Annotated in this window: 12 protein-coding genes; 9 read left to right on the top strand and 3 right to left on the bottom strand. The window is 56.4% G+C overall.

Features of this window, described 5'->3' with window-relative positions:
* The first annotated feature begins 125 nt into the window (after nt 1-125).
* The 7 genes from AC6HVW_RS18755 (at nt 126) to ghrB (ending at nt 9,017) form a co-directional block, all read left to right on the top strand.
* Nucleotides 126-2,252, top strand: coding sequence for an alpha-galactosidase (locus tag AC6HVW_RS18755; protein ID WP_497569595.1), 2,127 nt, complete (start codon nt 126-128; stop codon nt 2,250-2,252).
* A gap of 82 nt (nt 2,253-2,334) precedes the next feature.
* The gene (locus tag AC6HVW_RS18750) at nt 2,335-3,606 is read left to right on the top strand and encodes an MFS transporter (protein WP_071682682.1); all 1,272 of its coding nucleotides are present in this window, start codon (nt 2,335-2,337) and stop codon (nt 3,604-3,606) included.
* Nucleotides 3,607-3,676: 70 nt separating this feature from the next.
* Nucleotides 3,677-4,711: a LacI family DNA-binding transcriptional regulator gene (locus tag AC6HVW_RS18745; RefSeq protein WP_071682681.1), complete on the top strand. Its 1,035-nt coding sequence runs from the start codon at nt 3,677-3,679 to the stop codon at nt 4,709-4,711.
* Nucleotides 4,712-4,867: 156 nt separating this feature from the next.
* Entirely contained in the window at nt 4,868-5,626 is a 759-nt protein-coding gene (locus AC6HVW_RS18740) for a sugar phosphate isomerase/epimerase family protein (RefSeq protein ID WP_497569594.1), read from the top strand.
* On the top strand, nt 5,626-6,570 hold the full coding sequence (locus AC6HVW_RS18735) for a sugar kinase (protein WP_497569651.1): 945 nt from the start codon (nt 5,626-5,628) through the stop codon (nt 6,568-6,570). Before AC6HVW_RS18740 ends, AC6HVW_RS18735 begins: the two co-directional genes overlap by 1 nt.
* Before the next feature lie 122 nt (nt 6,571-6,692).
* Nucleotides 6,693-7,961 carry an MFS transporter gene (locus tag AC6HVW_RS18730; protein ID WP_024483300.1) on the top strand — a complete coding sequence of 423 codons (1,269 nt, stop codon included), beginning with the start codon at nt 6,693-6,695 and terminating at the stop codon, nt 7,959-7,961.
* Between the two features lie 81 nt (nt 7,962-8,042).
* Entirely contained in the window at nt 8,043-9,017 is a 975-nt protein-coding gene (gene ghrB / locus AC6HVW_RS18725; RefSeq protein ID WP_071682679.1) for a glyoxylate/hydroxypyruvate reductase GhrB, read from the top strand.
* A gap of 3 nt (nt 9,018-9,020) precedes the next feature.
* Here ghrB and AC6HVW_RS18720 read toward each other — a convergent pair whose 3' ends face one another.
* The 3 genes from AC6HVW_RS18720 to AC6HVW_RS18710 are packed head-to-tail and all read right to left on the bottom strand — an operon-like array spanning nt 9,021 to nt 9,755.
* Nucleotides 9,021-9,218 carry a hypothetical protein gene (locus tag AC6HVW_RS18720; RefSeq protein ID WP_021181368.1) on the bottom strand — a complete coding sequence of 66 codons (198 nt, stop codon included), beginning with the start codon at nt 9,216-9,218 and terminating at the stop codon, nt 9,021-9,023.
* An 11-nt stretch (nt 9,219-9,229) separates the two neighbouring features.
* Nucleotides 9,230-9,517 (bottom strand): type II toxin-antitoxin system RelE/ParE family toxin, encoded by a 288-nt coding sequence (locus AC6HVW_RS18715; RefSeq protein ID WP_497569593.1) that lies wholly within the window; start codon nt 9,515-9,517, stop codon nt 9,230-9,232.
* Nucleotides 9,507-9,755 (bottom strand): CopG family ribbon-helix-helix protein, encoded by a 249-nt coding sequence (locus AC6HVW_RS18710; RefSeq protein WP_021181369.1) that lies wholly within the window; start codon nt 9,753-9,755, stop codon nt 9,507-9,509. Before AC6HVW_RS18710 ends, AC6HVW_RS18715 begins: the two co-directional genes overlap by 11 nt.
* Nucleotides 9,756-9,942: 187 nt before the next feature.
* On the opposite strand from AC6HVW_RS18710, the gene AC6HVW_RS18705 reads away from it, so the two are divergent.
* The gene (locus AC6HVW_RS18705) at nt 9,943-12,009 is read left to right on the top strand and encodes an alpha-amylase (protein ID WP_497569592.1); all 2,067 of its coding nucleotides are present in this window, start codon (nt 9,943-9,945) and stop codon (nt 12,007-12,009) included.
* 134 nt (nt 12,010-12,143) lie between these two features.
* The gene (locus tag AC6HVW_RS18700; RefSeq protein ID WP_186486401.1) at nt 12,144-13,394 is read left to right on the top strand and encodes a valine--pyruvate transaminase; all 1,251 of its coding nucleotides are present in this window, start codon (nt 12,144-12,146) and stop codon (nt 13,392-13,394) included.
* Nucleotides 13,395-13,543 lie beyond the last annotated feature (149 nt).

Genomic DNA, 13,543 nt, shown 5'->3' with positions numbered 1-13,543 from the left:
TTAAAACAACGACGTTTTTTGCCCGACCAGATCACAGATCCGAAACGTTTAGGTTTTAATCCGAAACGTTTCGGATCAATGATGAGGCCACTGAGTTGAGCCAAAGATCGTAAAGGAGTCAAAACATGGAACCCACCATTGTGCGGTTAACCAGCCCCATGACCGACGTCATTGTTCGTTGCCAGCCGTTTGCCGAAATTCTCTATTGGGGCCCTCATTTAAGCGGGTTTATGCCGGAAGATGTCCTGACGCTGAGCCGGGCAGTGCCCAACGGCAGGCTGGATGTCGATGCGCCACTGACGCTGGCGGCAGAATCTGGACGCGGTCTGTTTGGCTCACCGGGAGTGGAAGGCCATCGTGACGGCTACGATTGGTCACCCGTATTCACCACCAGCGAAATCACGCATCAGGACAATCAGTTACTGATCCTGGCAGAAGACCCGCAGGCTGGGCTGCAACTACGCAGCGAACTGCAATTAGACAGCGCCAGCGGCGTGCTAAAGATGCGCCATACGTTGATCAATCATCATGCTGCTCGTTACTGGGTTAACCGATTGGCGTTAACACTGCCCTTGCCTGAGCGTGCTGGTGAAGTGATGGCGTTTCATGGCCGCTGGATCCGCGAGTTCCAACCGCACCGCGTCACCCTGGAGCATGGTGGATACCTGCAGGAAAACCGCCGAGGGCGCAGCTCTCATGAATACTTCCCCGGCATGATGGTAGGTAGCCGTGGCTTCAGCGAGCAACAAGGGGAAGTCTGGGGCATTCATCTCGGTTGGAGCGGCAACCATCGCCTGCGCGCCGATGTGAAAACCGATGGCCGCCGCCTGTTGCAGGCAGAGGCCCTGTATCTGCCAGGCGAGCAGGAGCTGGAAGGCGGAGCCAGCCTAAGCACGCCCTGGCTGTATGCCGCCAGCTCTCGCACGGGTCTGAATGCGCTCAGCCAGCAGTTTCACCGTTATGTCCGCCAGAATATCCTGCACTTCCCTGAACACAAGCCACGTCCCGTGCATCTCAATACCTGGGAGGGCATCTATTTCGACCACCAGCCCGAGTACATCATGCAGATGGCCACCAAGTCGGCCGAACTTGGCGTAGAACGCTTTATCATTGATGACGGCTGGTTCCGTGGGCGCAACCACGATCGCGCCGCACTTGGCGACTGGTATCTGGACGAGAAAAAATACCCGAACGGGCTGGCTCCGGTGATCGAGCATGTTAAACAACTAGGCATGGAATTCGGTATATGGGTGGAGCCAGAGATGATCAATCCAGATTCCGATCTGTTCCGGGCTCACCCCGACTGGGTGCTAGGTTTACCGGGTTATCAGCAACCTACCGGGCGTTTTCAGTACGTGCTCGATCTGTGCAACCCACAGGTCTTCGAATACCTGCTGGAGCGCATGAACTGGCTACTGAGCAATCATGATATCGACTACATCAAGTGGGACATGAACCGCGAGATCGTGCAACCCGCTCACCTTGGCCGCGCCTCTCTGACAGCCCAGACCGAGCAATTCTACCGCCTGTTGGATAGCTTAAGGGAACGCTTCCCGCAGGTGGAATTCGAATCCTGCGCCTCCGGTGGGGGCCGTATCGATTTTGAGGTTCTGCAACGCTGCCATCGCTTCTGGGCCTCCGACAACAACGACGCGCTGGAACGCCAAACTATTCAGCGCGGCATGAGCTATTTCTTCCCCCCGGAAGTGATGGGCTCACACATCGGCAACCGACGTTGTCACGCCACCGAACGTCAGCACAGCATCGGTTTTCGCGGCCTGACGGCGTTGTTCGGGCACATGGGTATCGAACTCGATCCGGTCAAAGAAGGTGACGCCGAACAGCTTGGCTTCGTCCGTTATGTTGCGTTGCACAAATCTCTCCGGCCACTGCTGCATAGCGGCGATGTTATCCGTATCGATCATCACGACCCAAGTACCCAGATTAATGGCGTAGTTGCCCCAGGACAGGAGCAAGCAGTCATTCTGGTCAGCCAGTTGGCAATGCCGGATCACCAGTTGCCGGGTAATTTGCGCATTCCAGGGTTGAGGCCGGATGCACGTTATCGGATCACCCTGCTGGATACCCCGCCGCTGATTCACCAACAGCATGGCGGCCATACCATGCGCCAGTTACCCGCCTGGATGAAACAGCCCTGCGACGTTAGCGGGGAATGGCTGGCACAGGTTGGCCTAGCGTTACCGGTACTGGATCCGGAAAGCGCCATGCTGATCGGCCTGGAACAGCTCTGAGCTATCCCATAGATTTGCAGGTGCAGCGCTCACCACGGCGAGCCGCTGCACACCTAAAGCTCGTCGTGGAAGGACAATCACCATGAACGCCACCGTCTGTACCTATAAAAATAACCGTAACTTCTGGATATTTGGCGCTTTCTTTTTCCTATACTTTTTCATTATGGCCACCTGCTTTCCGTTTCTGCCGATCTGGCTGTCTGAAGTCATCGGGTTGAATAAAACCGAAACTGGCCTGGTATTTTCCTGTCTGTCTCTGTTTGCCATTCTCTTCCAACCCATTTTCGGCATTATTTCCGATAAGCTCGGGCTGAAAAAACATCTGCTTTGGGTGATTACCCTGTTGCTGTTTTTCTTTGCCCCCTTCTTCCTCTACGTCTTCGCACCGTTGTTGAAAATCAACGTCTTGCTCGGAGCCATGGTAGGCGGGGCCTATATCGGATTTGCTTTTTCAGGGGGCGCAGGAGCCGTTGAGGCTTATATCGAACGAGTCAGCCGCAAGAGTGCCTTCGAATACGGCAAGGCGCGGATGTTTGGCTGTTTCGGCTGGGGGATCTGTGCGTCTACCGCCGGGGTGTTATTCAACATCAATCCGGATATCGTCTTTTGGATGGGTTCTGGAGCCGCAGTGCTACTGATGCTACTCCTGATCCTGGCCAACCCGCGTGAAAATCCTAACGCCATGGTCATGGGCAAACTGGGTGCCAATCAGAGTCAGTTCAATCTGAGGATGGTGGTAGCGCTGTTCAGAATGCCGAAGATGTGGATGTTCATCCTGTATGTGGTTGGCGTAGCCTGCGTCTATGACGTGTTCGATCAACAGTTTGCCAACTTCTTCAAAACTTTCTTCAGCTCGCCCCAGCGCGGTACCGAGGTCTTCGGCTATGCGACCACCGCCGGAGAATTGGCCAATGCGCTGATCATGTTCTGCTCGCCGTGGATTATTAACCGCATCGGGGCGAAAAATACGCTGCTGCTGGCCGGCACCATCATGTCCATACGCATTATTGGCTCCGCCTTTGCCACAACGGCACTGGAAGTCATCATGCTGAAAATGCTGCACGCGCTGGAAGTGCCTTTCCTGCTGGTTGGTTCCTTCAAGTATATCACCGCCAACTTTGATACCCGCCTTTCCGCCACGATCTATCTGATTGGTTTCCAGTTTGCCAAACAGGGGGCCGCCATATTCCTCTCTGCCTTTGCAGGTAGCCTGTATGACCGTATGGGGTTCGCCGACACTTACCTGATCCTCGGCTGCCTTGCCTTGGGTGTCACGCTGATTTCTGTCTTCACCCTCAGCAGCCCCGGCAAGAAAATCCAGCCGCAGGCCAAAGCGCAGGAGGCCACCTCCTGACAAGGGTCATTCCCGGCTTTGGGCTTGGTGTGTTAGTCTCCTTGGCATTGAACCGCAGGGGAGATTGGCTGTGAGCAGTGATAAAGCAACGCGTGCCTCAGGGCGCGCCACCATCAGTGATGTGGCAAAACACGCCCAAACCGGCAAAACCAGCGTGTCGCGCTATCTCAATGGTGAACAGCACCTGCTCTCCGACGCCCTCAAGCAACGTATCGATATCGCGATCCAGCAGCTCGACTATCGTCCAAGCCAGATGGCAAGAAGCCTGAAGGGCGGACAAACGCGGCTGATCGGCCTGATCATCGCCGATATCACCAATCCCTATTCCGTCGACGTGATGCGCGGTATCGAAGCCGCCTGCCGCCAACATGGCTTTACCCTGCTGGTCTGTAACACCAATAACGAGATCAATCAGGAACAGCACTATCTACAGTTGCTGAGCAGCTACCGGGTGGAAGGGATTGTGGTGAACGCCGTCGGGATGCGCGAAGACGCGCTCTCCATGCTGCAACAGTCGATGCTGCCGATGGTGCTGATCGACCGTAAAATCCCCGATTTCGCCTGCGATGTGGTGGGCCTGAATAACCACGAGGCCACCGCCACCGCGACGGAGCATTTGTTACAGCAGGGGTTTGAGGCGATCCTGTTCCTCAGTGAGCCGATTGGCACCGTGAATACCCGGCTTGAACGTCTGCACGCCTTTCGCCAGACCATGGCCAAACATCCCGATTTATCCGCCGAGCAGGCTGAAACCCCGCTCAACGACGCCGAAAAGCTGGCAACGGTATTACAGACCTTCAACACCCGCCATCGCGGCATGCGCAAAGCGGTGATCTCAGCCAACGGTGCCCTAACGCTGCAAGTTGCGCGCGCTATGCGCCACCTGGGCATGCAGTGGGGCAACGACATTGGCCTGCTGGGGTTTGACGAACTGGATTGGGCCGAGCTGGCCGGGGTGGGGATCACCACCCTGAAACAGCCCACCTACCAGATAGGGCATGCCGCGTTGGAGCTGCTGGTGCAGCGTATCCAGGGCCTCGATGATCCCGTTAGCGAGCAGCTATTCTCCGGTGAGCTGATCGTTCGTGGCTCCACCCAGCGTTAAGCCACACTCGAATCACCAGTCCTCAAACGACTATTTTTCAGCCAACTCCGTGATTGCGATCATAATTCTGCATGCTGCTGCTTTTCAATGGAACCGGTTCCATTTACCGTGACAATAACAGTCGCGGTGGTGATAGGTCACCTCAGGAGCCAAAAGATGAAGCAACAGATTATTGTAGTAACCAGCGCCTACGGCAACGACAAGGTACAGCAGCTAGGGGGGCAGGCGGCGTTATTACCCCTGATAGCTCAGGCAGGCGCAGACGGCGTGGAAATCCGCCGTGAACTGCTTTCCCCGCAGGAACTGGACGCTTTACCCACTCTGGCAAAAGCCCTGCAGCAACACCAACTGGCCGCCGTGTATTCCTCTCCTGAGTCACTGTTTACCCCACAGCACACCCTGAACCCGAATCTGCCCGCCTTTTTGGCAGAGGCGAAGATCCTGCAAGCCAGTAGGCTCAAACTCGCTTTAGGCCACTACCGGCCAGGCTTTGACTTTACCGAGTTAAAAATCGCGCTGGGGCAATCCGCATTCCAACTGGTGGTCGAGAACGATCAAACGCCAGACTGCGGCATACTGTCGTTGATGAACGCCTTTTTCCATGCGGTGGAAGAGAGTCAGTTGCCGGTCGGGATGACGTTCGATATGGCCAACTGGCATTGGGTGGGGCAAGACGCCCTGGCCGCCGCCAATCTGCTGGCCGCACACGTCGGCTATATCCATGTTAAAGCCGCCACCCTTGGCCCACGCGGCTGGCGCGCCATCGCCCTGGATGATACCGACGGTAGCTGGCGTGAAGTGCTGGCCCGCTTGCCGCAGGACGTACCACGCGGCATCGAGTTCCCGCTACAGGGCAGCGATCTGGAGGCGGTAACCCGCCATTACGTGGATATGTTACGTGGGGAGCAGGCATGATGAGCACGCAAAATCCTTTAGATGTCGTCACGCTGGGTGAAGCCATGGCGATGTTTGTCGCAGCGCAAACTGGCGATCTGGCCGAGGTTGAAAGCTTTACCAAACGCATCGCCGGTGCCGAGCTGAACGTGGCGATCGGGCTGGCCCGCCTGGGTCTGAACGTCGGCTGGGTCAGCCGGGTAGGTAACGACTCGTTTGGCCGCTTTACCTTGCAACAGTTGGCGAAAGAAGGGGTTAATGCCCAGCGGGTCACCGTTGATGGCCGCTACCCAACCGGTTTTCAGCTGAAATCTAAAAATACCGATGGAACCGATCCCAGTGTGGAGTATTTCCGCAAAGGCTCCGCCGCCAGCCATCTTTCCACCGCCGACTTCGATCGTGACTACTTCGCCGGGGCGCGCCACCTGCACCTGAGCGGGGTGGCCGCCGCCCTTTCTGCCGAGTCGCGGGAGCTGTGCCATTTCGCCGCTGCCGAGATGCGCGCCCTGGGCAAAACCATCTCCTTCGACCCCAATCTGCGCCCAGTGCTGTGGTCTAGCCGGGAGCTGATGATCGAACAGCTCAACAAGCTGGCCTGCGCGGCCGACTGGGTGCTGCCAGGGTTAAAAGAGGGCCAGATCCTGACCGGACAATCCACCGCGGAAGGCATCGCCGATTTCTATCTGGAGCGCGGCGTACAGGCCGTGATCATCAAAACCGGGCCAGAGGGTGCCTGGTTTAAAACCGCCGCCGGCGACCAGGCTGCGGTACCCGCGGTCAAAGTCACCAACGTGGTTGATACCGTCGGTGCCGGAGACGGCTTCGCGGTAGGGACGCTGAGCGCCCTGCTGGAAGGCAAAACGCTGCTCCAGGCGGTACAACGCGGCAACAAGATCGGTTCGCTGGCCATCCAGGCCATCGGCGACAGCGAAGGACTGCCAACCCGTGCCGCACTGGCGGAATAATCATTTGCTCCAATGAGCGCCCACCTCTGTCCCTACAACCGAGGCACGCCGGGAGAGCACAAGCCCCAGCGGATGGCTGCAAGCCACCGCTGGTGAGAAGACTCCACTGAAGGGTTCTGCACATGACTAAAGCAACTATTGCGGCCAAACGCTGGTGGTACATCATGCCCATCGTGTTTATCACCTACAGCCTGGCCTATCTGGACCGCGCCAACTTTAGCTTTGCCTCTGCCGCCGGGATTAATGACGATCTTGGCATCACCAAAGGGATGTCATCCCTGCTGGGTGCCCTGTTTTTCCTCGGCTATTTCTTCTTCCAAATCCCCGGCGCCATCTACGCCGAACGCCGTAGCGTCAAGAAGCTGATTTTCTGGTGTTTGATCCTGTGGGGCGGCTGCGCCTCGCTGACCGGCATGGTCAGCAATATCCCGATGCTGGCAGCGATCCGCTTTATCCTCGGCGTGGTGGAGGCGGCGGTGATGCCCGCAATGCTGATTTACATCAGCAACTGGTTTACCAAGTCTGAACGCTCCCGCGCCAACACCTTCCTGATCCTCGGCAATCCGGTCACGGTGTTGTGGATGTCGGTGGTTTCCGGCTACCTGATCCACGCCTTTGGCTGGCGTGAAATGTTTATCATCGAAGGGGTTCCTGCGGTGATCTGGGCATTCTGTTGGTGGGTGCTGGTCAAAGACAAACCGTCACAGGTCGGCTGGCTGAGCGATCAGGAAAAGCTGGCGTTGCAACAGCAACTGGCCGAGGAGCAGAAAGGCATCAAGGCGGTACGCAACTACGGCGAAGCCTTCCGCTCGCGCAACGTGATCCTGCTGTGCATGCAATATTTTGCCTGGAGCATCGGCGTGTATGGCTTTGTGCTGTGGTTGCCTTCGATCCTGCGCAGCGGTATGCAGATGGGGATGGTTGAAGCGGGCTGGTTGTCGTCGGTACCTTATCTGGCCGCCACCATTGCGATGATCGTGGTTTCCTGGGCATCGGACAAGATGCAGAACCGTAAGCTGTTTGTTTGGCCGCTGTTGTTGATTGGCGCGCTGGCCTTCTTCGCTTCCTACGCCATTGGCCCGAACCACTTCTGGATCTCCTATGGTCTGCTGGTGGTCGCCGGTGCGGCCATGTATGCGCCTTACGGTCCGTTTTTCGCCATCATTCCGGAGATGCTGCCAAGAAACGTCGCCGGGGGTGCCATGGCGCTGATTAACAGCATGGGTGCGTTGGGCTCCTTCTTCGGCTCCTGGTTTGTCGGTTACCTCAACGGGGCAACCGGCAGCCCGGCGGCCTCCTATATGTTTATGGCTATCGCGCTGCTGGCCTCAGTGGGGCTGACGCTGATCGTCAAGCCAGCACGTAATGAAGCTCAGCCCCAGGTGGCCTGATCTTGCGAGTGAGGGGCTCAGCCCTTCACTCTCCTGCAATATGTTATGTTGAACATCTCGTTCGCCAGATGGAGTTATTTGATGAAGCCTGCAATCGTGTTGTACAAACGTATTCCTGCCGACCTGCGTGCCAAGCTGGACCAGCACTTTACCGTTCATGCCTTTGACGGTCTGCAACTGGACAACGCCGCCTTCGATCAGGCGCTACAACAGGCCGAAGGCATCCTCGGTTCCGGCGGCAAGATTGACGAAGCCTTTTTGCAACGCGCCTCCAAACTGCGTGCAGCGTCCACCGTCTCCGTCGGTTACGACAACTTTGACGTTGCAGCGCTCAACGCCCACCGGGTGCTGTTGATGCATACCCCAACCGTCCTGACCGAAACCGTGGCCGATACCATCATGAGCCTGGTGTTGGCCACCGCACGCCGGGTGGTCGAGGTGGCTGAGCGGGTCAAAGCAGGGGAATGGCAGGGCAGCATCGGGCCTGACTGGTACGGCGTTGACGTGCATCATAAAACCATCGGCATCCTCGGTATGGGCCGCATCGGCCTGGCGCTGGCACAGCGTGCACACTTTGGCTTTGGCATGCCGGTGCTGTATAACGCGCGCCGTACACATGAAGAAGCAGAGCAACGCTTCAATGCCCGCCGTTGCGATCTTGATACGCTGCTGGCCGAGTCGGACTTCCTGTGCATTACGCTGCCGCTCACCGAGCAAACCTTCCATCTGATTGGCCGCGAACAACTGGCGAAGATGAAGCAGAGCGGAATTTTGATTAACGCGGGGCGTGGTCCGGTGGTGGATGAGCAAGCGCTGATTGAAGCCTTACAAGACGGCACCATTCATGCCGCTGGATTGGATGTGTTCGAGCAAGAGCCGGTCGCGGTCGATTCGCCGCTGCTGAAAATGGCCAACGTGGTCGCTTTGCCGCATATCGGTTCCGCTACCCATGAGACTCGCTACGGGATGGCCGAGTGCGCCGTGGATAATCTGATTGCCGCCTTGACCGGTACGGTCACAGAAAACTGCGTTAACCCGCAGTTGCTGAACAAGTAACCCTCATGAGATGCCAGTTTTACCAACTGGCATCTCATCAAAAGAACCTGTAAGCGTTTCACTATTACGCAGGTGCTTACGCTGTTCGGCGATTTCCCGCAGTGATAATGGACTTTCGTCACTTTCTACCCCATTAATCACAGCCTGACGGACAAACTCATCACTCACTTTCTGGTGTTCTAGCGGGTCGTTGAAAACCATAATAACCTCAGTTACCAGCGTTTCTCCGGCGGTCGCCTTCGTGTATGAAATACTCTAAGAATATGTATTTCCTTATTTTTAATCCGGTAAGGGATCAAGTAAGGGAAGGTTTGCATGACAATTTCTCGGGTCCCCATTACTCGACCAGGTCTTCCTAAAGCAGGTTGCGTAACCAGCAAGTTCACCGAGCAAACCACCTCTTTAGCAAATTTTGTCGCTACTTGCGGATCCTCTTGGTAAAACCATTCATATTCATCATCAAAATTTGTTGCAGCTTTCCTTAGCCATTTAATTTTCATTGCTAATAGTCACCCCCATTTTCTTAAAACGGGCCGCCATTTCATCATCAGATGCAAAGTCACCATTATCGGCTTCAACGATTGCCTGTTGAATTTCAGCAACCTGCCATGCCTCGCGGTTTAAAAAATCTTGTATCGCCTGAGTCGCCAAAAATGATTTCGTTCTGCCGGTCGCTTCTGCTAAGGCTTCAAGCTGTTCACTGAGATCGTCGGATAGCCGAACAGACATCACGCTCATAAGTTTACCTCACACTACAATGTATACATGACAATATAGATTAAAAAACCAACAGCGCATAGTCAAACCTCTCCCCCTTCCCCCTGCGCCCCCAAATTTCTACCGTAGGATGAGGCGATTTTTTCTCCATCCAGCAAACTAGATTACCCTACGATAAAAACGCTTCCTGCCACGAGTAAGGAGAGCCATGAAACGCCTGACCCTTCCCCTGCTGATGCTGCTTTCACCCGCAGCATTGGCCAACTGGACGCTGCAAGGCTTCCCCGCCTTCAGCGAATCCACCAGTGGTTTATTTACCAGCCAGGCAACCCTGGCCAAAGGCCAACTGCCGTTGCGGCTGTATCAGAACCAACAGTGCTGGCAGCCCAGCGACGTGGTTAAGCTGAACCAGACGTTGTCGCTGCAACCCTGTAGCGATAGCGAGCCGATCAGTTGGCGATTATTTCGCGATGGTGATTATCAGGTGCGGATCGATACCCGCAGCGGTACGCCTACCTTGCAGCTCAGCCTGAAGGCCGAACCGGAAAAAACCGTCGCCGCCGTGGCCCGTACCTGCCAACGCTGGGATGGCCAGCCGATCACGATCACGGTGAAGGACACCTTTGCCGAAGGCGAAACGGTGCGCGATTTTTACTCCGGCCAGATCGCCACGGTAGTTCAGGGCCAGGTCACCCTGCAACCGGCGGCCAACAGCGGGGGTCTGCTATTGCTAGAGTCAGCCAATACGCCGCCACAGGCGGCTTTCAACTGGCACAACGCCACGGTCTATTTCGTGCTGACCGATCGCTTTGAAAACGGCAACCCAGCCAACGATCACAGCTATGGCCGCCACGGCGACGGCATGCAAGAGATCGGCACCTTCCACGGCGGCGACCTCGCCGGGTTGACGAAAAAACTGGATTATCTGCAACAGCTGGGGGTCAACGCCCTGTGGATCAGTTCCCCACTCGAGCAGATCCACGGCTGGGTCGGCGGCGGAACCAAAGGGGATTTCCCGCATTATGCCTATCACGGCTACTACCATCAGGACTGGACAAAGCTTGATGCCAATATGGGCAATGAGCAGGATCTGCGTAATCTGGTGGAACAAGCACATCAACGCGGGATCCGCATCCTGTTTGACGTGGTGGTCAATCACGTCGGCTATGCCACGCTGGCCGATATGCAGCAGTTCCAGTTCGGCTCGCTGTACCTGAAGAGTGACGAAGCCGCAAAAACCCTCGGCAAAAACTGGGGCGATTGGCAACCGGGGCCAGGCCAGAGCTGGCACAGCTTTAACGACTACATCAACTTCAGCGATAAGGCAGGCTGGAGCCAATGGTGGGGGAAAAACTGGATCCGCACCGATATCGGCGATTACGACTCACCGGGCTTTGACGACCTGACCATGTCACTGGCTTTCCTTCCGGACATCAAAACTGAAGCGCCTGGAGCCAGCGGCCTACCGCTGTTCTTCCGCCATAAACCTGATACCGCCGCGCGCGAAATCCCAGGAGCCACCACCCGCGATTATCTGACGGTCTGGCTCAGCCAATGGGTGCGCGACTACGGCATTGACGGTTTCCGCGTTGATACCGCCAAGCACGTCGATAAACCCATGCTGGACCTGCTAAAGCAGCGTGCCACCGAGGCGCTGGCAGAGTGGAAAGCGGCTAATCCCAAGCAGGCACCGGATAACGCGCCGTTCTGGATGACTGGTGAAGCCTGGGGCCACGGGGTGATGAAAAGCGACTATTACCAGCACGGCTTCGATGCGATGATCAACTTCGATTTTCAGGATCAGGCCTCGCAGGCGCTGGGCTGCTTCTCCAATATCGATGCCACCTATCAGCAAATGGCGGACAGGCTGCAGGGCTTCAACGTGCTGAGCTATATTTCCTCGCACGACACTCGCCTGTTCTTCGCCAGCGATGCCAAAGGTTCGTTGCCTTTGCAGCAACGAGCAGCAGACCTGCTGTTATTGGCTCCGGGCGCGGTACAGATTTATTACGGTGATGAGAGTGGCCGGCCGTTTGGCCCTACCGGTTCCGATCCTTTACAAGGCACGCGCTCGGATATGAACTGGGGTGAGCTGCAAGGAGCCAAAGCGCCGTTGCTGGCACATTGGCAGCGGCTAGGCCAGTTCCGCGAGCGCCACCCGGCAATCGGTGCCGGTACGCAGCAATCTCAGCAAACGCCTCATTACTATGGCTTTAGTCGCCAGCATGGGGACGATAAGGTGATGGTGGTGTGGGCTGGCGATCGGTCACAATAATTCAGCGTGTTATGCTGTAAAAAGCCCGCCGAGCAACATCTATGCCCGGCGGGTATGATATCAGCCGCATTGCACCCGCTTTTATCTGGCGGTATGGTGGGCGTCTACCCGCTTACAACCATATTGCAGCAGCTATGAATTTTTCACTTTTCGGCGACAAATTTACCCGTTACGCGGGCATCACCCGCTTGATGGACGATCTCAATGAAGGCCTGCGCACACCAGGTGCCATCATGCTTGGCGGCGGTAACCCGGCGCAAATCCCAGAGATGGCCAGCTACTTCAAACAGCTGTGCCAGGAGATGCTCGATCAGGGCAAGCTGACCGAAGCACTGTGCAACTACGACGGCCCACAAGGCAAAGACGCCCTGCTGAAAGCGCTGGCCACCATGCTGCAAGAAGAGCTTGGTTGGCAGATCGAACCACAGAATATTGCACTGACAAATGGCAGCCAGAGCGCGTTTTTCTACTTGTTTAACCTGTTCGCTGGCCGCTACGCCGACGGCACCCGCCGCCGCGTGCTGTTCCCGCTGGCGCCAGAATATATTGGCTATGCCGATTCCGGACTGGATGAAGGGCTGTTTGTCTCTGCCAAACCCAATATCGAGCTGCTGCCAGACGGCCAGTTCAAGTATCACGTCGATTTTGAGCATCTGAACATCGGTGACGACATCGGCATGATCTGCGTATCGCGCCCTACCAACCCGACCGGCAACGTGATCACCGACGAAGAGCTGATGAAGCTCGATCTGTTGGCGCAGCAGCGTGATATCCCATTGGTGATCGATAACGCTTACGGCGTGCCGTTCCCCGGCATTATCTTCAGCGAAGCCACGCCGCTGTGGAACCCGAACATCATCCTGTGCATGAGTTTGTCCAAGCTGGGCCTGCCTGGCTCACGCTGTGGCATCGTGATTGCCGACGAGAAGGTCATTACCGCGCTGACCAATATGAACGGTATTATCAGCCTGTCCCCAGGCAGCATTGGCCCGGCGCTGGCCACGGAGATGATTGAGCGTGGCGATCTGCTGCGTTTATCCAACGAGGTGATCCGCCCGTTCTACAAGCAGCGGGTCGAGCAGACCATCGGCATTATTCGCCGTTACCTGTCGCCGGAGCGCTGCCTGATCCATAAACCGGAAGGGGCTATCTTCCTCTGGCTGTGGTTCAAGGATCTGCCCATCACCACCGAGCTGCTGTATCAACGGCTGAAAAAGCGCGGCGTGTTGATGGTACCAGGCCACTACTTCTTCCCAGGGCTGGAGCATGAATGGCCGCATACGCACCAATGTATGCGCATGAACTATGTGCCTAATCCGGAAGATATTGAGCGTGGCGTGATGCTCCTGGCCGAAGAGGTTGAGCGCGCCCACCAAGAAGCGTAGCCGGTTGAGATTTTGTCAGCAGTATCTTGGGGCTCCGCAAGCGGAGCCCCTCAGATTGATGACAAAGTCCTGGTCGTGAGGCCAGGACTTTGATCTAATAAGGTCAGTGCAAAAAACGGACTGACTGCCATGCTCAAAGAACCTTCTCC

This window comes from Serratia sp. NCCP-200 (assembly GCF_059697885.1).
This window is presented reverse-complemented; position numbering and strand designations above follow the sequence as displayed.